We start from the raw sequence: 21,858 nt of genomic DNA, 5'->3' as shown, positions 1-21,858 counted from the left end.
CAGCGCGGGTTTGCGAGTCGGAAAAAAGCAGGAAAAAACAAGCGACGCCGAAGGCGGCATTTGTTTTTTCCAAGCACTCCACGAGCAAACAGCCTGCGTCAGCAGGCGGTAAAGCGCGTCAGCGCGGGTTTGCGAGTCGGAAAAAAGCAGGAAAAAACAAAATTGGGGTACAACTGACAAAAAATCTTCTCGCAAAATCAGGTACAGAAAAATTCCGAGAGAACATAAAAAAGAAAAGGGGGAAGGCAGATGGTGGATAAAACTGCGTTCTTAAAAGCCTATAACATTGACGAAGATGATTTTAAGGCAGCTGACATTTCTTGGGAAGAGCTGGCAGCGATCTATGATGATTATCTGTCAAAAGAAGAAAAACTCCGGGAGATCGGCAAAGACTTTGTCAATGATTATCTCTATGATATTGAGCGGGCGGGAATTCATTCCTACCGATACCGTACCAAAAATCCGGGACATCTTTTGGAGAAGATCATACGAAAACGGAAAGAAGATCCGGAGAAATTCAAAGATCTTAACAGGAATAATTATTATAAATACATGACCGACCTGATCGGTATCCGTGTATTTTTCCTTTACCGGGAAGATTGGATCTATTTCCACAAATATATTACCACTGTATTTGAAAATGACCCAGACATTTATGTAAAGGACAGAGGACAGGATTTTGACGAAGATCCATCCCATTGCTATATTGCAGAGCGTCCAAAGGTGTACCGGAGAAATGGTGATACCCGGATTTATGATGAAAAGCTGATCGACATTAAATCAGACGGAATCTACCGTTCTCTCCACTATATTATCAAATACAAAGGATATTATGTAGAGATCCAGGGAAGAACGCTGTTTGAGGAAGGCTGGAGTGAGATCGACCATGACATTGTCTATCCATATTATAAAGATGATGAAATGTTAAAGGATTTTTCCACCTTGTTAAACCGCCTTTCCGGTATGGCTGATGAGATGAGTTCCTATTTTCGCAGGATGCGAAGTGTGAGAGAAGAACAGGGATTACTGACACATCATTCGGCAGAAGATGAAAAATAAAAATACGCTTTCTTTTCCGGGTTCCAGAGAGAATTACAGAAGAGAAAGCGTATTTTTTATATACTGCAGGGGGCAGAAGTTATGCCTGCCTGTTTTCTGTTTTAACCAGCCAGATGCATGATATTGATCAGTAAGATCCAGCTTAGTCCATAATAGGAAATAACAGCTACTAAGTCGTTTACCGTTGTGATCAGTGGACCGGAAGCAACTGCCGGGTCAACATTGATCTTCTTAAAGAACAGCGGGATACATGTGCCTACAGCACCGGAGATTACCATTGCCGAAAGCAGTGCAGCTCCGATACAGCCGGATACAGCATAAGCAAATGCGAAAGGTTTTCCCTTTGCGATCACAATGTATAAACCAATGGCTGCAAAAGAAAGAATGCCAAGGATCAGACCATTTGAGAAAGCAATACGCATTTCCTTCCATACCAGCTCCAGTTTCTGTTTGCCTGTAAGAGATTCGTCCATAAGTACGCGGATGGTAACAGCCAGAGACTGGGTACCAACGTTTCCGGCCATGTCTAAGATCAGGGACTGGAAGCACATGATCAGCGTCAGCTGGCTTACAACCTGTTCAAAAAGACCTACAACAGAGGAAACGACCATACCAAGAGCTAACAGGACTAACAGCCATGGAAGACGTTTTTTTAAACTTTCTTTTAAAGGTTCTTTTAAATCTTCTTCAGCAGTCAGACCTGCGAACTTTGCGTAATCTTCACCCATTTCATCATCTACCAGGTCTACGATGCTCTGGGAAGTGATAACACCAAGCAGTTTATTGTTATTATTAAGGACTGGGATAGAGTCCTCAGAATAGTCTTTCAGTTTTTCAATACAGTCATCGATCAGTTCGTGACCATATACATAAGGATAAGAGGTAACGATCAGATCCTCTAAGGCGGAATCCTGTCGGGCAATGATCAGATCTTTCAGATCCATTGCACCATAAAAGGTCTGATCTTCTGTTACCATGAAAATGGTGGAAATATTGTCATTTTTAGCGGCCTGTTCTACCAGACTGCTCATGGCCTGCTTTACAGTAAGGTTTTCACGGATCACAATACAATTTGTGGTCATCCAGCTGCCGATCTCATCTTCATCGAATGCAGCGATCACAGCAATATCCTTTTTTGCGTCATCATCCAGCAGTTCTGTAAGAAGGGCACGTTTTTCCTTGGGAGTCATTTTTAATACATCCACAACAGAGTCTGTTTCCATGGCAGAAAGGATAGAAGCAGCTTTTTTTATATCCATTTCATCCAGATATTCAGCAGCCTGTTTCTGATCGATATGCTCAAAAATGTCAGAAAGCATATTTGTATCAAGGATACGGCAGATCTTGCGCCGCTCTGCTAATGTCAGTTCCGGGAAAATGTCAGCAAGGTCATTTTCATGGTAATCTTCCAGTTTGTTTCTCAGAATGCCTGGTGAGGCATTGCTTCGGATCACAGACAGAATCTCCTGGCTGTGGTCCTGAACTTGAATTTTGTTTTCCATTTCAGTCTCCTTTATTCACTTTTTTGCACAACAAAGCCTGCACAGTCTAAAAATGTGCAGAACAAAAAATCGCAGGACCGATACATCTGATCCTCCTTATTACAGCTTTGCGATGTATATTACGGGAGTTGTAAAACGGGATAAGAAATGAAAAAGAAATTCTGTTATGATCTGTTTATTGCTAAAGACGATAATTATACGAAACAGAACAGACTGCTGTTTCCTTTATATCCCGTGCATCTACTTCGCCCATGACTATCGCAACCGTCCATTCTGTTCACCTGCCTTTTTTCGTAAGATTAATGGTTCATTGACCAGAAGTATTTCTTAACAACTTCTTTATACATTATATAGCCTGGTTTTAAAATTTTCAATATAAAATGTACCTGTCTATTGATAAAAATATGTAAATTTTATTTAAAAAAGTTTGTAGGAAGAAAATGAAGAAGATCATGGTAGATCTGATTTAAAAGGTTATAGAAAAGATGATAGATCAGATAATAAAAAAGATGACCCGGGAAGTGGAAAACTGTCCTGAGTCATCTTTTTTTGGAACTGGTATCATATTAGATGTTGGAGTCAAAAGGTATTTTACCCCCTCTGATACCGAATTGCTACGTGCTTTGCACTTCCGTAATACTAAAAACATTCGTAATCCGCTCATTTTTCTTCAAAAAATGGCTTCTTACTCATGTTTTTGGCGGGTCCCAAGGTCACAAATCCTCCTGCAAGCAAGTTTGCATCGGACTCCCGACCTTTTGACCCTGGTACATCGTTTCGTAAATAACTGTACTAATCACGTAGGATGCGGATTTGAGTGTGCAGGTCTAAAAACGCAGGCGTAGCGGGCTACGCTGAGGCTTTTAGGCCTGTGCAATCAGATTCGTAGACAAGTGAGTGGTATCGTTATTTCGAAAACGATGTACCAGTATCTCATATTATATTATAGGCGGTAGCATACTTTGCCTGGATTTAAGATCATTTTCGGATCAAATACACGTTTAATGCCTTCCATAAGGGCCATATTGGTCTCGCCAATGGAGTCTATCAGGTACTGAATCTTACCGGAGCCGATACCATGTTCGCCGGATACCAGTCCGCCCTGTGCACAAGCTTCTTTATAGATAATATCAAAGAACTTGTCTACGCGCTTTTTAAATTCCTCTTCAGTAAGGTCATTAGAGCACTCGTAAATATGCAGGTTTCCGTCACCGGCGTGACCAAAGGAACGGATCACCAGACCACATTCTTCACCGGCCTTATTTACAAATTCAAGATAAGAGGCGATCTTGGTAACAGGAACTACAACGTCGCATTCATCAAGAAGTTTTGTTTCTTCCATAATAACTTCCAGAAAGGCAGAACGGGCAGCCCAGGCATCACGCATTTTTGCAGGGCTGTCAGCTACTAAAACGTCCATAGCTCCGGCATCTAATACTAATTCTGCCGCTTGTTCAAGAAGTGTATATAACTGGTCTTCACTGTCAGAATCCAGTGTGATCAGAAGATAAGCACCAACTGGCTGTCCACCCATTTCCTGTGGGAAAACGGAACGTCCGGTATGGCGTTCAGAAGCCAGTACGATTTCACGCTCCATAAATTCGATGGCCTGAGGATTTAAGGAAGACATTTTTAATTTTGGCACGGTTTCAAGTGCTGTTTTCAGATCTTCAAATGGTACGATCAGGGAAGCGCTTGCTTTTGGAGAAGGAATGATCTTTAAGGTCAGCTCTGTAATGATGCCTAAAGTACCTTCAGAACCGATCATCAGGTTTAACAGGGAATAGCCGGAAGAGGTCTTGGAAACAGTAGCACCAAGGTGGGTGATCTCACCGGTTGGAAGAACAACAGTCATAGCACGTACGTAATCCCTGGTGGAACCATATTTTACAGCGCGCATGCCTCCGGCATTGGTAGCAACATTTCCACCTACACAGGCAAATTTTTCACCTGGATCTGGCGGATACATCATGCCTTTTGTCAGACAGTCAGCAGCAAGATCATTCAAAAGAACACCGCTTTCGATATTTACAACAAAATTTTCCAGATCATAGTTTAAGATCCGGTTCATCTTAGACATGTCAAGGAGAACACCGCCAAGAAGGGGAACTGCACCTCCTGCAAGTCCAGTTCCGGCACCTCTTGGAGTGACAGGAATCGTATTTTCATAGCAGATTTTCATAACAGCAGCTACTTCTTCAGTGGAACGTGGCTGAACTACCAGGTCTGGCATATGTGTGCCATAAATAGGCATTTCATCCCTGGAAAAATCAGGGTTGATATCATCGCCGGTAAGGATATGGTCTGATACCTCTTTTAATTTAGAAATAATCTCAGGTGTGAGAGTGTTATACTGATCCATAATTAAAACCTCCTGTGTTTTATAGCAGGTGTGACCTGTTTTAGATTAAATATAGAACGCTTTTTATTTGGCAGATTCATTATATAAAAAAGAGTAAAAATTGTGCAATGTGTAAAACATACAAAGATAAAACGAGAGTTTTGTACGTAATTTTATTAACAATGTACAAAAAAGTAAGGATGATTTTTGGGCGATTTTATGGAATAAAGTTTCCGGAAAAGATGTATAATGAGAAAAAAGCGGAAAGACTTTGCCGTTTATTTTAAAGAAAAATGTTATGTAATTAACAAATATGAAAAAAACAGGAAAAAAGAAGAAAATGCTATGAGAAAAATGCTGTTTTTTTATGGCGAAAAATAATATAAATTGTGAAAAATGAAAGAGTAATAGGAAAACCATAAGGATTTTAGGGAATCTACTTGTATAGTGAAATTATTTTAGGTATAATGAAACGAGATATATGAAGATGAAACGGTTGGATCATCGTTTTATCATACAAAAATTAGGAGGAAGACTCGTGAACAGAGAGAAGATTATTGTGATCGACTTTGGCGGTCAGTACAATCAGCTGGTTGCCCGCCGTGTACGTGAGTGCAATGTTTATTGTGAGATCTATTCTTACAGAACTGATATTGAAAAGATCAAAGAAATGAATCCAAAGGGCATCATTTTAACCGGAGGACCAAACAGTGTATATGAAGAAGGTGCTGCTACCTGTAGCAAAGAACTGTTTGAACTGGGAATCCCGGTACTGGGCCTGTGCTATGGCGCACAGCTGATGATGCATTTACTGGGTGGTCATGTATGCAAGGCACCTGTTCGTGAGTACGGAAAGATCGAAGTAACCGTAGACAACAACAGCAAGTTATTTAAGAACGTATCTGAAAAGACGATCTGCTGGATGAGCCACAACGATTACATCGAAAAAGAAGCTCCTGGATTTAAGATCATTGCCCACACAGATAACTGTCCGGTAGCAGCTGTTGAATGGGAAGAGAAGAACTTGTATGCGATCCAGTATCATCCGGAAGTGCTTCATACTGTAGAAGGAACCAAGATGCTGTCCAACTTTGTATACAATGTCTGTGGCTGTGCAGGCGACTGGAAGATGGATGCTTTTGTTGAAAATACCATCAAAACTATACGGGAGAAAGTTGGAAACGGAAAAGTGCTGTGTGCACTGTCTGGTGGAGTAGACTCTTCTGTAGCAGCTGTTATGCTGGCAAAAGCAGTTGGTGATCAGCTGACCTGTGTATTTGTAGATCATGGTCTTCTGCGTAAAAACGAGGGTGATGAAGTAGAAGAGGTATTCGGACCAAACGGCCCATATAATTTAAACTTTATCCGTGTTAATGCCCAGGATCGTTTTTATAGCAAATTAGCAGGTGTGGAAGAGCCAGAAAGAAAACGTAAGATCATTGGCGAAGAATTTATCCGTGTATTTGAGGAAGAAGCAAAGAAGATCGGTGCTGTAGACTTCCTGGTACAGGGAACCATTTATCCGGACGTTGTAGAGAGCGGTCTGGGAGGCGAATCTGCAGTGATCAAGTCCCACCACAATGTAGGAGGACTTCCTGACTATGTAGATTTTAAGGAGATCATCGAGCCTCTCCGTAATCTGTTCAAGGACGAAGTACGTAAAGCTGGTTTAGAGCTTGGTATTCCGGAAAAACTGGTATACCGTCAGCCATTCCCAGGTCCGGGTCTTGGAATCCGTATCATTGGTGAAGTAACTGCTGAAAAAGTAAAGATGGTACAGGAAGCAGATGCTATCTACCGCGAAGAGATTGCAAATGCAGGACTTGACCGCAGTATTGGCCAGTATTTCGCAGCATTGACAAATATGCGTTCCGTAGGTGTTATGGGTGACGAAAGAACTTATGACTATGCCATCGCATTAAGAGCCGTAAACACCATTGATTTCATGACTGCAGAAGCAGCAGAGATCCCGTGGGAAGTACTTGGAAAAGTAGCAAGCAGAATTGTTAATGAAGTGAAGCATGTAAACAGAGTATTGTATGATTGCACTGGTAAGCCACCGGCAACGATTGAGTTTGAGTAGCTTGAAAAATCGCGGAAAAGCCCATAAATAAAGGCTTTGCGGGGTGTCGAAAAGACCAAATGGAGTGCAAATGGAGTTTAAAAATTATTTTTTTCTCTTGTTTATATTCCAGATTCACCTGCAAATTTCGTGAAATCGGTTATTCTCATAAAATAAAATTAGAGTAAATATGAAGAACAGTTTGTTTTGATTGAAGTGATTTTCGTCAAGGCAGACTGTTTTTTTGTTGCCTGCATTTAGAAAACAGATACCACAGAAAGGTTCTTTACTTTCGATGAGCTTAAACTCCATGACACAGTAATCACACTGATGGAGAATTAAAAAACAAGAAAATTTGATAAATTTCGGAAAATGATGTCCGATTTTGCATCTGCCAGTACAGAGTATATGAAGAGATAAATATTCAAAACAGAGGAGGTACTGATTATGCAGAATAAATTATTTTTAAAGGCAGCCGATATATGTGAACTTCTGGAAGTAAAACAGACATCGGCTTATGAAATCATCGGAAATCTGAACAAGGAACTGGAAGAACAGGGCTACCTGACGCTTAGAGGAAAAGTTCCGACAAAGTATTTTGTGAAGCGTTTCTACGGAGTAGAAGATACTTGTGAGATTCCACAGGAAGAGGGAAAGGAATGGTTTCATGCGTAAGAGAAAAATGTATTTATCAGTGGAAGACATTGCAGAACTCTTTGGATTATCAGTTTCGTTTGCTTACCGGGTAGTGGAAAGAATGAATGCCGATCTGGCAAGCAAGAACTATTATGTGATTCTCGGTCGGGTGCCAACCCGCTATGTAGAGGACAAGATCTATGGTCTGGAACATGTTGAGCAGTATTTGAAGGAGGATAAAGCGGTATGAGTATGATGCAGGAAAAAATGTATATGGATGTGGATGATGTGTGTGCAATTCTTGGAGTTTCAAAAACTTATGCATATAGTCTGATGCGAGAATACAACAAAGAATTGAAGGCAAAAGGCTATATTGTAGTATCTGGAAAAATCTCTACGAAATTCCTGGCAGAAAAGATTTATGGCATGAAAGTCGAGGATTAGCAATGGGGGTTTACAAAGAAGGAAAAAACTGGAAAGTACAGGTCTATTACAAAGACTGGCAGGGAAATCGGAAAAGAAAACAGAAAAGAGGATTCAGGACCAAGGGTGAAGCTAAGGAATGGGAAAGAGATTTCCTGCAACAGCAGAGCCAGGGTGTGGATATTGAATTTGGAAATTTTCTGGAGATTTATTACAAAGATATGGATGTCCGTCTCAGAGAAAACACTATGTACACGAAGCGATATATTATTGACCTGAAAATCAAGCCTTATTTTGAAAAGAAGATTCTCAGTGAAATTACGGTGGCAGACGTCCGTGCATGGCAGAATGAGTTGCTGACGTATAAGGATAAGAATGGAAAAGGATATTCTCCTACTTATCTGAAAACAGTGAACTGCCAGCTGACTGCAATCTTCAATTATGCAATGCGGTATTATAACCTGCAGGATAATCCCTGCAGGAAGGCAGGAGCGATTGGCAAGAGTAAAGGAGAACCGAAGGACTTCTGGATGCAGGAAGAGTTCAATGCTTTTCTGGAGACAGTAAGTGATAAGCCGGAGACAAGAATGGCGTTTCTTTTGTTGTACTGGACCGGAATGCGTATCGGTGAATTGCTTGCACTTACTTATAATGACATCAATCTTGAAGAGAAAACCATATCAATCAATAAATCTTATCAGAGACTGAAAGGAAAGGATATGATCACGCAGCCGAAAACTCCAAAGAGTATCCGTGTGATTACGATGCCGGATTTTCTTGCAGAGGAATTTCGGGAGTATTGCAGTCATTTGTATGGAATTATGAAAAAGGAAAGACTTTTTCGGTTTACCAAATCGCATATGGAACATTGTATGGCTACCGGAATCGAGCGGTCTGGTGTAAAGCGGATACGACTTCATGATCTCCGCCATTCCCATGCCAGTATGCTGGTTGATATGGGGGTGGCTCCATTGGAGATTGCAGAACGCCTTGGACATGAAAAGGTGGAAACCACGTTGAACACTTATTCACATCTGTATCCGTCTACACAGAGTAAATTAGCAGGTTTGCTAGATAAGAAACATGAGGAAGAGGAGGAATAAGCGATGGCTGGTGACAGACATGGAAAACACAACACAACGACCATTTCTTTTCGGGTGAATTCTTATGAAAAAGCAACAATTGAAGAACGAGTGAAAGTGAGCGGAATGAAAAAACAGGATTATATCGTCCGATCATGCATTTACAATCATGTATGTGTTGTTGGAAAGAAAGAAACAATTGAGATTATCCGGTCAGAAATGAAGGAAATGAGTTTGGTTTTGGAGGATGTGGCAAAAGATTTGAAGTCTGAAAAACCAGTTATTTCAGAACCGGTTCTTGATAGTATGACAGAACGGTATCTTGCATTTTTGGAAGCAGCATTATGGATGCTGAAAGGTTCAAGTTATTTATGGGAGGATAAAAAGGATGGAAGAGAAAGTAATGAAGGATTGTAAAGTGCTGGCATTGTGTTCACAAAAAGGCGGGGTTGGCAAGACAACAAGTTGCGTGAATCTGGCAGTCGGACTTGCAAAAGCAGGGAAGAAAGTGCTTGTGATTGACAATGATCCGCAGGGAAGTATGACAGCAAGTCTTGGGTATCATAACCCAGATGAATTACCAATCACACTGGCTACTATTCTGACAAAGATTGTAGAAGATGAACTATTTGAAAATACACTGGGAATTTTACATCACCAGGAAGGAATTGATTTGATTCCGGCAAACATCGAACTCTCTGGAATGGAAGTTTCACTTGTAAATATTATGAGCAGGGAACTTGTCTTAAAACAATATATAGAAAGAATGAGAGAAGAATACGACTATATATTGATTGACTGTATGCCATCACTTGGAATGCTGACGATCAATGCACTTGCCAGTGTCGATGCAGTTATTATACCTGTCCAGGCGGCTTATCTTCCTGTAAAGGGTCTAGAACAGCTGATACGGACGATAGGAAAGGTGCGAAGACAGCTTAACAAACAACTGAAAATTGGAGGTATATTGATCACAATGGTGGATAACCGAACGAACTATGCAAGAGATATATCTGATCTGATTTTTGATACATATGGAAACCAGATTAAGATTTTTCCACAGAGTATTCCATTTTCAGTACGAGCAGCTGAAATCAGTGCGGAAGGAATCAGCATATTTGAGCATGATCCAAAAGGAAAAGTAGCGGCTGCATATTGGCAGATGACACAGGAGGTGCTTTTGGATGAAAGGTAGAAGTGCATCGAAGATAAAACTGACATCTTATGATGAATTACTTGGAGGAGGAGAAGAAACGAACGATATCCAGCAGGTTTCACTTGAGCATTTACATTCTTTCGAGAACCATCCATTTCAAGTAAATGATGATGAGGCAATGGCGGAACTGGTGGAAAGTGTGAAAGAAGAGGGAATTCTTACAGCATTACTGGTACGACCGCTGGGTGATGGTGAATATGAAATCATCGCCGGTCACAGAAGGAGACATGCGGCACAACTTGCTGGTCTTAAAGAGGTTCCGGTTATTATCAGAAATATGGATCAAGATACAGCTGTCCGTGCGATGGTAGACAGCAATCTGCAGAGACCTAATATACTCCCAAGTGAAAAGGCATTTGCTTACCGTATGAAGATGGAAGCAATGAATCATCAGGGAACATCAGGCGGTATCAGTGCGAAAGACATTGGAAAGAACGCAAATGACAGTGCAAGGCAGGTGTATCGCTATATCCGGCTTACTTATCTGATGAATGACCTATTAAACGCAGTAGATCGTGATGTGATCGGATTGCAGGTAGGTGTAGAGCTTTCCTACCTTACGGTTCCAGAACAGGAGATGGTGGAGGAAGTGCATGAGAGTACCGGAAAATATCCAAGTCTGGAACAGGCAAAAAAAATAAGGCAACATCGAGAAGAAAAAACGCTGACAAAAGAGATTGTGCGGCTCCTGGTTATAGGAGAGCGTAAAAAGAAAACAACGGTAACATTAAAACAGGATGAAATTAAGAAGTATTTTCCTCCAGAGTATGATGAACAGAAGATACGGACTGTTATATGTCAGCTTTTGGAGGAATGGAGCAATCAGAATCATTGATAAGTACGAAGGGAGGGATGTGTCATGAGTATAAGAGCAACATTCCATTATTTTCAAGGAATGGAATGCGATATGTACAGTTTTTATCGTATTCCCAAACTGCTGTTTACAAGTGAATATTTTAAAAATCTCTCCTGCGAAGCAAAGGTGCTGTACGGACTGATGTTAGACCGGATGTCACTGTCCATCAAGAACCGGTGGTTTGATGAAGAGGACAGGGCATATATTTTCTTTTCGGTGGAAGAGATTATGGAAATGCTTAACTGTGGCAGGAATAAGGCTGTGAATTGTCTAAAAGAGCTGGATCAGGAAAAAGGGATTGGATTGATTGAGAAGAGGCGAATCGGACTTGGAAAAACAAATGTTATTTACGTGAAAAATTTCAGCCTGACAGAATATCCAGATGAGCCAGCAATCTTTGATTCGGAAGAAACACCGGAAAATGTAGCAGAGAGAAAAGAAAATACAGAGACAGAAATAGAAGAATATGCGAAAAAAGAGCCGGAAAAGCCCGTAAATACACAGAAGTTTGAAAAACAAACTTCAGGAAGTTTGAAAAATAAACTTCAAGAAGTTTCAAAAACAAACTTCAAGGAGTTTGAAAAACAAACTTCAAGAAGTTTAGAAAACAAACTTCAAGAAGTTTCAAAAACAAACTGTAATAATACTGAATATAATTATACTGAATTTAGTGAGAATGAATCTTATCAATATCTATCTGAACAAGAGAAAGGGAGAGATAGGATACAGGAGAGAAATGAGTATCGACAGTTAATTCATGATAATATCGAATATGAGATCCTTTGTCAGAGCTATGGAACTGGACGAGTAGAAGAGCTGGTAGAGCTGATGCTGGATGCAATATGTTCGACAAAGACATATCAACAGATCAATGGGGAAGCTGTGCCTACACAAGTGGTCAAGAGCCGTTTGCTCAAAGTCGGGTATGAACACATCCAGTATGTGTTTTTCAGTCTTGACAGGAGTACAAGCAAAGTGAAGAATATCCGGCAGTATATGCTGACGGTATTGTATAACGCTCCTGCAACAATCAATCAGTTTTATGATGCTGAAGTTCGACATGACATGTACTGGGGGAAGGATATTCCAGACAGGTAAGAACTTTGTGCCCACTGGGCACGAAGTTTAAAAAGAGATAGTCATATCTGGCAGATATGCTAAAATAACCTTGTGTCCACTGGGCACAAAGTAGGAGGAAGAATTATGTTGAGATTTATGATAAAACTGCCATTTCGAATTATTGCAGCTCCTGTTTGGCTGGTACTTGCAGCGGTGAATATTGTGCTGGTGTTCCTGGTTGGGTTATCTGCTGGATTCTGCTATCTGATAGCCGGAATCTCTGTTGTGACAGAAGTTTTGAGTATTGGGTTTGGAATCAGTACGGACTGGACAATGAAATCAGCGATTATTACGACAGTAGTGTTTGTTCTACTCCCACATATCGGTATGGGGATAGTTGCAGTAATTGAAGTTGTGAAATGTGGATTACAGGAATTTATTTTTGGATGATTGTGGAAAATATAGTGGCGCTATATGGAAAGGCAGAAATAAACAATGGAAGAATTATATAAAGTGATGGATGATTTGCTTGAGGTGGAATTTCAGATGAAAGCAGGGATGGATATTCTGAAAGAACTGGAAGAGTTTTATATGCTGGAAAAAGAAACCGAAAAATCGGATGCTAGAAAAGTAGCTGTGCTGATGAAAGGATATCTGCAGTCGATGAAGTCAAATATTCGAGAAATCATTCGTTATATTGATGACACGACACTTGAAAAATCAAATGATAAAAAGAAAGATAAACAGGAATCTGCGAGCACCATATCCGAGGAAGTGCAGGAATTTGTGAATCTGACAATTACAGAGCATATGGGGAAAGCATATTCAGAATGGAAGTTAAAGCAGGATAAAGAGCCAGTAAGTGAGATTGATAAGAAATACCAGAAATTACTGGAAACGTTATCCCAAGAACAGGAAGAAGTGATTACGGAATACTGTAATGCAATTTTTAGCAGTGGAGCAGAAACAGAAGAATTTTTCTATCGACTGGGATTAAAAGATGGACTGAATCTGAAAAATACGGTAAAATCTGTATTAGAAATGATATCATGAAATCGGAAGTTGGAGGATACACGCATGAAAATTGTAATCATTAATGGAAGTGCCAGAAAAGGAAACACGCTGACAGCAATCAATGCATTTATAAAAGGAGCATCAGAAAAGAATGAAATTGAAATCATTGAACCTGACAAACTCAACATTGCACCATGCAAGGGATGTGGTGTCTGTCAATGCTCTAAGGGATGCGTCGATAAGGATGATACAAATCCTACAATTGATAAAATTGCTGCCGCAGATATGATTCTTTTTGCTACACCAGTTTATTGGTGGGGAATGTCAGCACAATTGAAACTTATCATTGATAAGTGCTACTGCCGTGGATTGCAGTTAAAAAATAAAAAAGTTGGCACGATTGTTGTAGGCGGTTCTCCCGTAGACAGTATCCAGTATGAGCTGATTGATAAGCAGTTTGACTGTATGGCAAAATATCTTTCATGGGATATGCTTTTCAAAAAATCATATTATGCAACAGCCAGAGATGAACTTGAAAAAAACAAGGATTCCATGAACGAACTTGAGGGGATCGGAAAAAATTTATAAAGCACGTTCCAAATTCCTGTTTGCATATTTCATCAAACGGTACATATTAAAATTAACACAAAGGGAGATGTTAGAATGAAAGCTCATGAATATTGGTCTGTCGGAGCATTGATAACGATGCTAGGAACTTTTTATAGCGGATATAAAGGTTCAAAATCAAGCCATAAATATTTTGCGGCAAGTTCTTTGCTTTGTATGATTATGGCTATTTACACAGGTCATAAGATGATATCTAAAAACAAGAAAACAAAGAAAGAACCAATATCATTAGGAAATGAAGAATAATACAATCAACCTTGTGCCCAGTGGGCACGAAGTTGGCATAGTCACTATGGTGTCAGGAGAAATCCTGGCATCTTTTTTTTATATCTTTTTACACTTCAAAAAATAATTTCAAAAAATTTCTAAAATCATGTCCGATTTTGTCGCTCCCAATACAGAGTATATGGAAGGCAAATTGAAAATCCTCTGATTTCCAAAAATCACAAACGTAAAAGAGGTTCAGACAGTTCTTCCGATTGCACCTTGACAATTGAAGGAGCTGATACATCTTGAGGAACATGCTTACCGGAGATAATCCGGCTCGTGCAGGCGAAGACTCCTACGGGAAGAGCGAAGCAATAATGATACCACCGAAGGGTACAGGACCTCTGCTGAAACAGAGACTGTGACTGTATTTTTACAGCCGGGTTATCTGGAATGATAACGATCAGATGTATATGTACAGACAAAGCCCAAATGTGAATACTTAGATTTTCTTATTTATATTACAGGAGAAATCCTGTAGCAAGTGGGGAATGGTTCGAATCCATTCCTCATTTTTTCGTGCAGAAAATGCACAGATTATTATCCTGTTTGAAATACCAGGGAAGGGTGTTGCAGGAAGAAAGGGAGGACAAAAAGAATGAATACGATTGTTTTAATGGGTAGACTTGCCAGAGATCCAGAAACTAAGCTGACATCTACGCAAAAGGGACAAACCAAAGTATCTAGGTTTCCACTGGTAGTAAAAAGAAATCGCACAAGCAAAGCATTTGTAGTGATGATCACAGCTTATGGAAATAATGCAGAATTTGTGGAGAAATATCTTGAAAAAGGAATTAAGATTGCTCTTTCCGGAGAGTTGGTAATCTCTCAGATCAAAGATGAACAGACTGGAACTGCATCCTATTATACCGAAGTCATTATGGATAATGTAGAGTTTGCAGAAGCCAAAACAAAAAAAGAAGAATCTGACGGATTTCAACCAGCAGAGAAGAGGAAGATTCCATTCGATATACCAGAAGAACTTGAACAAGAAATGCCATTTCGATAGGAGGACAAGATTTATGAGAAAATACTTTTTAGAATTATTTGCAATAGGATTGGTTGATTCAGAAGGAAGAATCAATACAGAACATATGACAAGTGATGCGCTTATGACTGCCATGAAAACAATGGAAGAGCTGACGCAAATGAAAATGGATCGTTTGGTTTTGGAAACAACAATGGAGATGATCTTATGTATGTTTGAGTCATGTGACACAGAGGAATTTACAGAAATATTAGGCAAGCTGCTTGGCGGAAAGCAGACTTCTAAAGTGACAGCTCATTTGGAAGCACTGGAGGAATTGTTGACAGAAGAGGAATATAGTAGTTTCCTTGCAGAATATCTTGGTTATTTAACCGTGAATGTAGCAGAGTTTATTAGGAGCACAATCATTGAAAATGGTTTGATGTTACTTGCCGGTTCAGGAGGAGAAGAGGATGGAGAAGAGGATGGAGAAGACGGATTATAAAATCACAGAGTTTCACAATTCGGAGTTTGGTTCCATCCGTATGATTGAAGATGGAGGCAGACTTTTATTTTCTGGAATTGATGTAGCATTTGCTTTGGGATATGCAAAACCAAGAAATGCGATAAATGTTCATTGCAAGGGGGCCCTGAAACGGGGCGTCCTTACATCAGGTGGGGTACAGCCAATGATTTTTATTCCAGAGGGAGATGTATATCGGCTGATTACAAAAAGTCGTTTAAAGTCAGCACAGAATTTTGAGAAGTGGGTATTTGATGAGGTACTTCCGGCTATTAGGAAAACAGGCGGATATTTAGAGACCGATCTTTTAGACAGGGTAAAAGATAACCCGGAACTTCTTTTGGAATTTGCCGAGAGACTTTTGGCAGAAAACAATCGAAATCGAGAATTGCAAAATCGTGTAAAGGATATGCAGCCAAAAGCAGATTATTATGATCATTTCATGATTACAGGAGAATGCACCAATATTCGAACGACGGCAAAAGAGATTGAATTTCCAGAAAGAAAATTTGTGAAACTTCTTTTAAATAGAGGATTTCTATATAGGAGTCCATCCGGCACGCTGTTACCCTATGCGGTGGAGAAGAACAATGATCTGTTTATTGTAAAAGACTATTTTAACAATGGACATCTTGGTTCACAGACATTGGTTACACCAAAAGGAAAAGAATTTTTTAAAGCGTTGTGTGCGGAGGAAGAGTAAAGAATGAAGGAGGTGGTTGCCATGATTACAGATCTGGACAGCAGTTAAATCGCTGAAAGGAGGGAAAATCATGCAGGAAGAGGTAACTCAGAAAACGGTCACGTTCTGCATTCGGACTACCAAAGTAACAGCAGATTTATTGAAAAAGGTTCTTGCTGCTTATCTGCGTCATCAGAAGCAGAAATCGGTAGAGAAGAAAGCGAAGAAGAATCAGCCGAAACAGGGAAAGGTCACGGTAAAAGAGCTGGCAAAACAAAATGCCGGGATGGTCAATATCGAGATCACAAATAAGAATATCAAGTCCTTTGAACGTTATGCCAGAAAATACGGGATCAATTATGCTTTGAAAAAAGATAAGAGTAAAGATCCACCGATGTATCTGGTGTTTTTTAAAGGACGTGATCAGGATGCCCTCAATGCTGCTTTCCGTGAGTTTTCCCAGAAACAGATTCAAAAAGCGAATAAGCCTTCTATTCACAAGCGTCTTGCAACTTACAGAGCAATGATGCCAAAGAAATCGAAGGACAAAGTAAAGAACCGGCATCAGGAGCAGAGCCGATGAAAAAGCAAATCGGTAAAAATCTGATGCAAAAATGGAAGAATAAGATCAGGGTCAGGCTGTCCGCCCTGGATAAAAAGAAACTGGTTCTTACCAATATCCCATATATCTTAACTGCTTTTTATACAAATCGGGCATCATTTCTTTACAGAAACAGTCTGGGAGAAGATATTGGGAACAAGCTATTATATGCGATGGAACATGCAGACAGGATTCTTACTGGATTGCAGCCAAGTTTTAACTGGCGTGATATGCTGACAGGAATTGTAGCAGCTGTCATTCTGAAATTACTGGTATGGCAGAAACAGTCAGATGCAAAGAAACTCCGGAAAGGAATCGAGTATGGTTCAGCCAGATGGGGAAACGCTGAGGATATTAAACCTTATATGTCGGAAGATCCCTGGATGAATATTCCATTAACAGCAACAGAAGCATTGACTATGGAAAGTAGACCTAAACAGCCAAAGTATGCAAGAAATAAAAATATAGTGGTCATTGGCGGCAGTGGTTCCGGAAAAACTCGATTTTTCGTTAAGCCGTCAGTCATGCAGATGAACTGTTCCATGGTCATTACAGATCCGAAAGGCACTCTGATCGAGGAGTGCGGGAAGATGTTAGCAAAGGGACCACCTAAGAAAGATAAGAATGGAAATATTATGAAAGATAAATCAGGAAAAGTGGTACACGAACCATATGTGATTAAGGTTCTGAATACTATCAACTTTTCCAAATCGCTTCATTACAATCCATTTGCTTATATACGGTCTGAAAAAGATATCCTGAAGCTGGTTACAACAATTATTGTTAATACCAAAGGCGAAGGGGAAAAAGCTTCCGAAGATTTTTGGGTGAAAGCAGAGAAGCTGTTGTACACGGCATTGATTGCTTTTATCTGGTATGAAGGAGATGAAGAGGAAAAGAATCTGAATACCCTTCTGGATCTTTTGAATGAAAGCGAAACCCGTGAAGAGGATGAAACTTACCAGAATCCAGTGGATATGATGTTCCAGGAACTGGAAGAAAGAGATCCGCAGCACTTTGCGGTCAGACAGTATAAAAAATACAAAATGGCGGCTGGCAAAACAGCCAAAAGTATTCTTATTTCCTGTGGTGCGAGGCTGGCACCATTTGATATAGCAGAACTTCGTGAGATCATGTCTTATGATGAAATGGAACTGGATAAGATTGGGGACAGGAAGACAGCCTTGTTTTTGATTATGTCCGATACAGATACAACCTTTAACTTTGTGATTGCCATGTTACAGTCACAGCTTTTCAATCTGCTTTGTGACAAAGCAGATGATGAATATGGTGGAAGACTGCCAGTTCATGTGCGTGTCATTGCTGATGAGTTTGCCAATATTGGACAAATTCCTCAGTTTGACAAGCTGATTGCAACCATCCGAAGCAGGGAAATCTCTGCTTCTATTATTTTGCAGTCACAGAGTCAGCTAAAGGCAATGTATAAGGATAGTGCAGATACTATTCTGGGTAACTGTGATACCACACTATTTCTTGGAGGAAAAGAGAAAACTACCTTAAAGGAAATGAGCGAGCTTCTGGGTAAGGAAACCATTGACCTGTATAACACTTCGGAGACGAGGAGTAATCAGAAGTCTTTTGGATTGAATTACCAGAAAACAGGTAAACAGCTGATGACTGAAGATGAGATTGCAGTCATGGATGGAGGAAAATGTATCCTGCAGATCCGTGGTGCCAGACCATTTTTCTCGGACAAATATGATATCACGAAACACAAAAACTATCGGCTTCTTGCAGATGAAAACGAGAAGAACCGGTACAAAGTTGAGAAAGAGTTAAATCCGCAGTATACACCGAAATCTGAAGAAGAGGTGGAAGTAATTCATGTAGAACTGTCGGAGTAACCTTGGGAATGAACAGAAAATAATGAGGAAAGGAATAACTGACATTAGGTGCACCGGCTTTTTAGTCGGTGTATTTTCGTTCCCGTAAACACCTGAAAGAAGTCAGTTTTGGTGAATGTATATGGCATTTTTTAGCAGTGCAATTACAACTTTAAAAACTCTTGTAGTCGCAATCGGCGCAGGTCTTGGCGTGTGGGGTGTCGTAAACCTTCTGGAAGGATATGGAAACGACAATCCCGGTGCTAAGAGCCAGGGCATCAAACAGCTGATGGCTGGTGCCGGAATCATGCTGCTGGGAACTACCCTGATTCCACAGCTGGCAACATTGTTCTCTTAAGAGGAGTGGTAGATGAACACCATCATTGAGAGAATTACGGAAGCGATAAAGGATATCCTGATCGGGCTTATCAAGTCCTGTTTGGATAACATGTTCACGTCTGTCAATGAGCAGGTGGGAACCATAGCCGGGCAGGTGGGACAGACACCGCAGGGATGGAATGCCGGAATCTTCAATCTGATCCAGAACATTTCCCAAACGGTGATTGTCCCCATTGCGGGACTGATCATCACATTTGTCCTGTGCTATGAACTGATTACGATGGTAACGCAGAAAAACAATTTCCATGAATTTGAGACTTACAACATTTTCCTCTGGATCTTTAAGGCGTATGTAGCCATTTATCTGGTGACGAATACGTTCAATATCACGATGGCGGTCTTTGACGTTGGCCAGCATGTGGTCAACAATGCCGCCGGAGTAATTTCCGGAAACACAGCAGTGGACGCATCGGAAGCAATCACAAGGATTGTGGATGCACTGGAAGATATGGAACTGGGGGATTTGTTCTTGTTATCCATGGAAACGCTGCTGATCAGTATTACCATGCGGATTCTGTCGATCATTATAACCGTTATTTTATACGGAAGAATGATAGAGATTTACCTTTATACTTCCATAGCACCAATTCCGTTTGCCACCATGACCAATAAGGAATGGGGCAATATCGGAAACAACTATTTAAAAGGCTTGTTCGCACTGGCATTTCAGGGATTCTTCATGATGGTCTGTGTGGGAATTTATGCAGTTTTAGTAAATGCAATGACCATATCCAGTGACCTTCATGCAGCAATGTTTTCAGTAGCGGCTTATACCGTGATTCTTGCATTTTCATTATTCAAGACCGGAAGCCTTAGCAAATCAATATTCAATGCCCACTAACGGGCAGGAAAGGAGCACATACATGGCGTATGTACCAGTACCCAAAGACCTTACAAAGGTCAAAACAAAAGTAGCGTTAAATCTGACAAAGCGGCAGCTGATTTTCTTTTCACTTGCCGCAGTTGCGGGAATTCCGTTTTATCTGTTCATGAGAAAACCAATCGGTTCCAGTATCGCAGCCATCCTGATGGTAACGATCATGCTTCCGTTTTTCTTCATGGCAATGTATGAAAAAGACGGTCTTCCCTTTGAAAAAGTGGTGGCAAATATCATTCGACAGAAGTTTATCTGTCCGGCAGTAAGACCATATAAGACAGAAAATTTTTATCAGGAGATTTCCACCCTTGTAAAAAAGGAGGGTGTGCCGGATGGCAAAAAAGACAAAGCAGGAGGCTCAGCAGGAGCGTCTGTCCCTGGCGGAAAAAAGAAACCGTCAGGAAAGAAGAAACAAAAAAAGCAGAAAAGAAAGAGAACAGGAAAAGCGTAGGAAGAAGCAGGAACGGGACCGCAGGAAACAGAAAAACATTCCTACAACAGCACAGCAGAGTATTCCGTATATTCGGATGCTGCAGGATGGTATTTGCCAGGTGACAAAGACCTTTTTCTCCAAGACGATTCAGTTTTATGACATCAACTATCAGCTTGCTTTAAATGAGGATAAGACTACGATATTTGAGAATTATTGTGATTTCTTAAATTACTTTGATTCTTCCATCAGTGTGCAGCTGTCTTTTATCAATCAGCAGGTGGATGTGGCAGAATTTGAGAAAAGCATTGACATTCCGGATCAGAACGATGACTTCAATGCCATTCGTGAAGAATACCGTACCATGTTGAAGAATCAGCTTTCCAAGGGAAATAATGGTCTGGTGAAGACAAAGTATATCACTTTTGGAATCGAAGCAGAAAGCCTGAAGGTGGCAAGGCCAAGGCTTGAAAGAGTCGAAACAGATATCTTAAATAACTTTAAGGTCCTGGGAGCACAGGCACATTCCCTGAATGGTCTGGAAAGGCTGGAGATTATGTATCATGTGTTCAACCAGGATCGGATTGAACCATTTAAGTTCCAGTATAAGATGCTTCCGGAAACCGGATTAAAGACCAAAGATTTTATTGCACCGACTTCCTTTAACTTTTCCAAGAATCAGACATTTTTGATGGGAAGAACGCTGGGAAGTGTGAGTTACCTGCAGATTCTTGCACCGGAGCTTACAGACCGGATGCTTGCAGATTTCCTGGATGTGGATGACAGCATCAATGTCAACATTCATATCCAGTCCATTGACCAGAGTTCTGCAATCAAGATGATCAAGAGTAAGATTTCAGATCTGGATAAGATGAAGATTGAAGAGCAGAAACGGGCGGTACGTTCCGGTTATGATATGGGTGCGACACGTTTCTTGATAACTGCATAAGCAGGAAACAAGGCATATACAAAACTTTTGTATAGAGAACTGATATTCCAAAGAGTGGAATGAGGGGGTAACGTCCCGAAACGCTCTCCTTAATACTCCTACATGCTGTGCTAACTGCTGAAATGCGCAGTATGAAGCTAGGTGAAGTCGGCAGAGAGATACCGTAAGGCATGAAAATGTCACGAAAGCTGTCCAGCGGTGGGCGGTGTATCCTATATGCCGGAGGTCTATAAAATATCTATGGTGAGAATAATTTAGAGATAAGTTTGACGAACTTGCGAAAGTAAGGGTCTAAACGTAGCTTATGTAGAAATGCATAAACCGTGGTCACGGGGTATGTGGGGTAAAGTAAGAATCCATGTTATGAAATACCCTATTGTGTTACAGGCACAATTAAGCATACAGGCTCATAGCAAGCACCTACGGATATATGAACAGATAG

General features: G+C 40.5%; 24 protein-coding genes and 1 pseudogene. 23 read left to right on the top strand and 2 right to left on the bottom strand.

Annotated elements, in window-relative coordinates; genetic code table 11:
- Positions 1-249: 249 nt before the first annotated feature.
- Positions 250-1,059, top strand: a complete 810-nt coding sequence (locus OGM16_00565; protein ID UYJ46810.1) for a GTP pyrophosphokinase — start codon at positions 250-252, stop codon at positions 1,057-1,059.
- Between the two features lie 101 nt (positions 1,060-1,160).
- Here the strand turns inward: OGM16_00565 and mgtE are convergent, their stop codons facing one another.
- A complete protein-coding gene (gene mgtE / locus OGM16_00560; protein ID UYJ46809.1) occupies positions 1,161-2,561 on the bottom strand; it encodes a magnesium transporter in 1,401 nt (466 codons plus the stop codon).
- Between the two features lie 943 nt (positions 2,562-3,504).
- Positions 3,505-4,923, bottom strand: coding sequence for an FAD-binding oxidoreductase (locus tag OGM16_00555; protein UYJ46808.1), 1,419 nt, complete (start codon positions 4,921-4,923; stop codon positions 3,505-3,507).
- Positions 4,924-5,389: 466 nt separating this feature from the next.
- Between OGM16_00555 and guaA the strand changes: the two genes are divergently transcribed.
- From guaA to OGM16_00445, 22 genes and pseudogenes are all read left to right on the top strand, one after another.
- A complete protein-coding gene (guaA, locus tag OGM16_00550) occupies positions 5,390-6,985 on the top strand; it encodes a glutamine-hydrolyzing GMP synthase (GenBank protein ID UYJ48521.1) in 1,596 nt (531 codons plus the stop codon).
- 426 nt (positions 6,986-7,411) lie between these two features.
- On the top strand, positions 7,412-7,639 hold the full coding sequence (locus tag OGM16_00545; protein ID UYJ46807.1) for a DNA-binding protein: 228 nt from the start codon (positions 7,412-7,414) through the stop codon (positions 7,637-7,639).
- Positions 7,632-7,850, top strand: coding sequence for a hypothetical protein (locus OGM16_00540; GenBank protein ID UYJ46806.1), 219 nt, complete (start codon positions 7,632-7,634; stop codon positions 7,848-7,850). Before OGM16_00545 ends, OGM16_00540 begins: the two co-directional genes overlap by 8 nt.
- Positions 7,847-8,044 (top strand): helix-turn-helix domain-containing protein, encoded by a 198-nt coding sequence (locus OGM16_00535; protein ID UYJ46805.1) that lies wholly within the window; start codon positions 7,847-7,849, stop codon positions 8,042-8,044. The genes OGM16_00540 and OGM16_00535 overlap by 4 nt, the downstream gene beginning before the upstream one ends.
- A gap of 2 nt (positions 8,045-8,046) precedes the next feature.
- Positions 8,047-9,126, top strand: a complete 1,080-nt coding sequence (locus OGM16_00530; GenBank protein UYJ46804.1) for a site-specific integrase — start codon at positions 8,047-8,049, stop codon at positions 9,124-9,126.
- 3 nt (positions 9,127-9,129) lie between these two features.
- A complete protein-coding gene (locus OGM16_00525; GenBank protein UYJ46803.1) occupies positions 9,130-9,522 on the top strand; it encodes a hypothetical protein in 393 nt (130 codons plus the stop codon).
- The gene (locus OGM16_00520; GenBank protein UYJ46802.1) at positions 9,494-10,300 is read left to right on the top strand and encodes a ParA family protein; all 807 of its coding nucleotides are present in this window, start codon (positions 9,494-9,496) and stop codon (positions 10,298-10,300) included. Before OGM16_00525 ends, OGM16_00520 begins: the two co-directional genes overlap by 29 nt.
- Positions 10,290-11,156, top strand: coding sequence for a ParB/RepB/Spo0J family partition protein (locus OGM16_00515; protein ID UYJ46801.1), 867 nt, complete (start codon positions 10,290-10,292; stop codon positions 11,154-11,156). The genes OGM16_00520 and OGM16_00515 overlap by 11 nt, the downstream gene beginning before the upstream one ends.
- A 24-nt stretch (positions 11,157-11,180) precedes the next feature.
- Entirely contained in the window at positions 11,181-12,275 is a 1,095-nt protein-coding gene (locus OGM16_00510) for a replication initiator protein A (GenBank protein ID UYJ46800.1), read from the top strand.
- Positions 12,276-12,380: 105 nt separating this feature from the next.
- A complete protein-coding gene (locus OGM16_00505; protein UYJ46799.1) occupies positions 12,381-12,686 on the top strand; it encodes a hypothetical protein in 306 nt (101 codons plus the stop codon).
- Between the two features lie 45 nt (positions 12,687-12,731).
- Positions 12,732-13,289 carry a hypothetical protein gene (locus OGM16_00500; GenBank protein UYJ46798.1) on the top strand — a complete coding sequence of 186 codons (558 nt, stop codon included), beginning with the start codon at positions 12,732-12,734 and terminating at the stop codon, positions 13,287-13,289.
- A 24-nt stretch (positions 13,290-13,313) separates the two neighbouring features.
- On the top strand, positions 13,314-13,838 hold the full coding sequence (locus tag OGM16_00495) for a flavodoxin family protein (protein ID UYJ46797.1): 525 nt from the start codon (positions 13,314-13,316) through the stop codon (positions 13,836-13,838).
- A 75-nt stretch (positions 13,839-13,913) separates the two neighbouring features.
- Positions 13,914-14,123, top strand: coding sequence for a DUF6219 family protein (locus tag OGM16_00490; protein UYJ46796.1), 210 nt, complete (start codon positions 13,914-13,916; stop codon positions 14,121-14,123).
- A 619-nt stretch (positions 14,124-14,742) separates the two neighbouring features.
- On the top strand, positions 14,743-15,153 hold the full coding sequence (locus OGM16_00485; protein ID UYJ46795.1) for a single-stranded DNA-binding protein: 411 nt from the start codon (positions 14,743-14,745) through the stop codon (positions 15,151-15,153).
- Between the two features lie 13 nt (positions 15,154-15,166).
- The gene (locus tag OGM16_00480; protein UYJ46794.1) at positions 15,167-15,616 is read left to right on the top strand and encodes a hypothetical protein; all 450 of its coding nucleotides are present in this window, start codon (positions 15,167-15,169) and stop codon (positions 15,614-15,616) included.
- Entirely contained in the window at positions 15,585-16,337 is a 753-nt protein-coding gene (locus OGM16_00475; GenBank protein UYJ46793.1) for a phage antirepressor KilAC domain-containing protein, read from the top strand. Before OGM16_00480 ends, OGM16_00475 begins: the two co-directional genes overlap by 32 nt.
- Positions 16,338-16,407: 70 nt before the next feature.
- Positions 16,408-16,899 (top strand): PcfB family protein, encoded by a 492-nt coding sequence (locus tag OGM16_00470; GenBank protein UYJ46792.1) that lies wholly within the window; start codon positions 16,408-16,410, stop codon positions 16,897-16,899.
- Positions 16,896-18,782 carry a type IV secretory system conjugative DNA transfer family protein gene (locus OGM16_00465; GenBank protein UYJ46791.1) on the top strand — a complete coding sequence of 629 codons (1,887 nt, stop codon included), beginning with the start codon at positions 16,896-16,898 and terminating at the stop codon, positions 18,780-18,782. The genes OGM16_00470 and OGM16_00465 overlap by 4 nt, the downstream gene beginning before the upstream one ends.
- Before the next feature lie 121 nt (positions 18,783-18,903).
- Positions 18,904-19,119 (top strand): Maff2 family protein, encoded by a 216-nt coding sequence (locus OGM16_00460; protein UYJ46790.1) that lies wholly within the window; start codon positions 18,904-18,906, stop codon positions 19,117-19,119.
- Between the two features lie 12 nt (positions 19,120-19,131).
- A complete protein-coding gene (locus tag OGM16_00455; GenBank protein ID UYJ46789.1) occupies positions 19,132-20,001 on the top strand; it encodes a CD0415/CD1112 family protein in 870 nt (289 codons plus the stop codon).
- Positions 20,002-20,023: 22 nt separating this feature from the next.
- Positions 20,024-20,488 (top strand): PrgI family protein, encoded by a 465-nt coding sequence (locus OGM16_00450; GenBank protein UYJ46788.1) that lies wholly within the window; start codon positions 20,024-20,026, stop codon positions 20,486-20,488.
- Positions 20,370-21,386: pseudogene (locus tag OGM16_00445) on the top strand (conjugal transfer protein TraE). Before OGM16_00450 ends, OGM16_00445 begins: the two are co-directional and overlap by 119 nt.
- Positions 21,387-21,858 lie beyond the last annotated feature (472 nt).

Source organism: Lachnospiraceae bacterium (assembly GCA_025758065.1).
GTDB lineage: Bacteria > Bacillota > Clostridia > Lachnospirales > Lachnospiraceae > Enterocloster.
The sequence above is the reverse complement of the archived record's forward strand: the minus strand, read 5'-3'. Positions and strand labels throughout refer to the sequence as shown.

Coding starts and splice junctions, on each gene's coding strand:
- OGM16_00565 (UYJ46810.1), top strand. CDS start 250: ATGGTGGATAAAACTGCGTTCTTAAAAGCCTATAACATTGACGAAGAT.
- mgtE (UYJ46809.1), bottom strand. CDS start 2,561: ATGGAAAACAAAATTCAAGTTCAGGACCACAGCCAGGAGATTCTGTCT.
- OGM16_00555 (UYJ46808.1), bottom strand. CDS start 4,923: ATGGATCAGTATAACACTCTCACACCTGAGATTATTTCTAAATTAAAA.
- guaA (UYJ48521.1), top strand. CDS start 5,390: ATGAAACGGTTGGATCATCGTTTTATCATACAAAAATTAGGAGGAAGA.
- OGM16_00545 (UYJ46807.1), top strand. CDS start 7,412: ATGCAGAATAAATTATTTTTAAAGGCAGCCGATATATGTGAACTTCTG.
- OGM16_00540 (UYJ46806.1), top strand. CDS start 7,632: ATGCGTAAGAGAAAAATGTATTTATCAGTGGAAGACATTGCAGAACTC.
- OGM16_00535 (UYJ46805.1), top strand. CDS start 7,847: ATGAGTATGATGCAGGAAAAAATGTATATGGATGTGGATGATGTGTGT.
- OGM16_00530 (UYJ46804.1), top strand. CDS start 8,047: ATGGGGGTTTACAAAGAAGGAAAAAACTGGAAAGTACAGGTCTATTAC.
- OGM16_00525 (UYJ46803.1), top strand. CDS start 9,130: ATGGCTGGTGACAGACATGGAAAACACAACACAACGACCATTTCTTTT.
- OGM16_00520 (UYJ46802.1), top strand. CDS start 9,494: ATGGAAGAGAAAGTAATGAAGGATTGTAAAGTGCTGGCATTGTGTTCA.
- OGM16_00515 (UYJ46801.1), top strand. CDS start 10,290: ATGAAAGGTAGAAGTGCATCGAAGATAAAACTGACATCTTATGATGAA.
- OGM16_00510 (UYJ46800.1), top strand. CDS start 11,181: ATGAGTATAAGAGCAACATTCCATTATTTTCAAGGAATGGAATGCGAT.
- OGM16_00505 (UYJ46799.1), top strand. CDS start 12,381: ATGTTGAGATTTATGATAAAACTGCCATTTCGAATTATTGCAGCTCCT.
- OGM16_00500 (UYJ46798.1), top strand. CDS start 12,732: ATGGAAGAATTATATAAAGTGATGGATGATTTGCTTGAGGTGGAATTT.
- OGM16_00495 (UYJ46797.1), top strand. CDS start 13,314: ATGAAAATTGTAATCATTAATGGAAGTGCCAGAAAAGGAAACACGCTG.
- OGM16_00490 (UYJ46796.1), top strand. CDS start 13,914: ATGAAAGCTCATGAATATTGGTCTGTCGGAGCATTGATAACGATGCTA.
- OGM16_00485 (UYJ46795.1), top strand. CDS start 14,743: ATGAATACGATTGTTTTAATGGGTAGACTTGCCAGAGATCCAGAAACT.
- OGM16_00480 (UYJ46794.1), top strand. CDS start 15,167: ATGAGAAAATACTTTTTAGAATTATTTGCAATAGGATTGGTTGATTCA.
- OGM16_00475 (UYJ46793.1), top strand. CDS start 15,585: ATGGAGAAGAGGATGGAGAAGACGGATTATAAAATCACAGAGTTTCAC.
- OGM16_00470 (UYJ46792.1), top strand. CDS start 16,408: ATGCAGGAAGAGGTAACTCAGAAAACGGTCACGTTCTGCATTCGGACT.
- OGM16_00465 (UYJ46791.1), top strand. CDS start 16,896: ATGAAAAAGCAAATCGGTAAAAATCTGATGCAAAAATGGAAGAATAAG.
- OGM16_00460 (UYJ46790.1), top strand. CDS start 18,904: ATGGCATTTTTTAGCAGTGCAATTACAACTTTAAAAACTCTTGTAGTC.
- OGM16_00455 (UYJ46789.1), top strand. CDS start 19,132: ATGAACACCATCATTGAGAGAATTACGGAAGCGATAAAGGATATCCTG.
- OGM16_00450 (UYJ46788.1), top strand. CDS start 20,024: ATGGCGTATGTACCAGTACCCAAAGACCTTACAAAGGTCAAAACAAAA.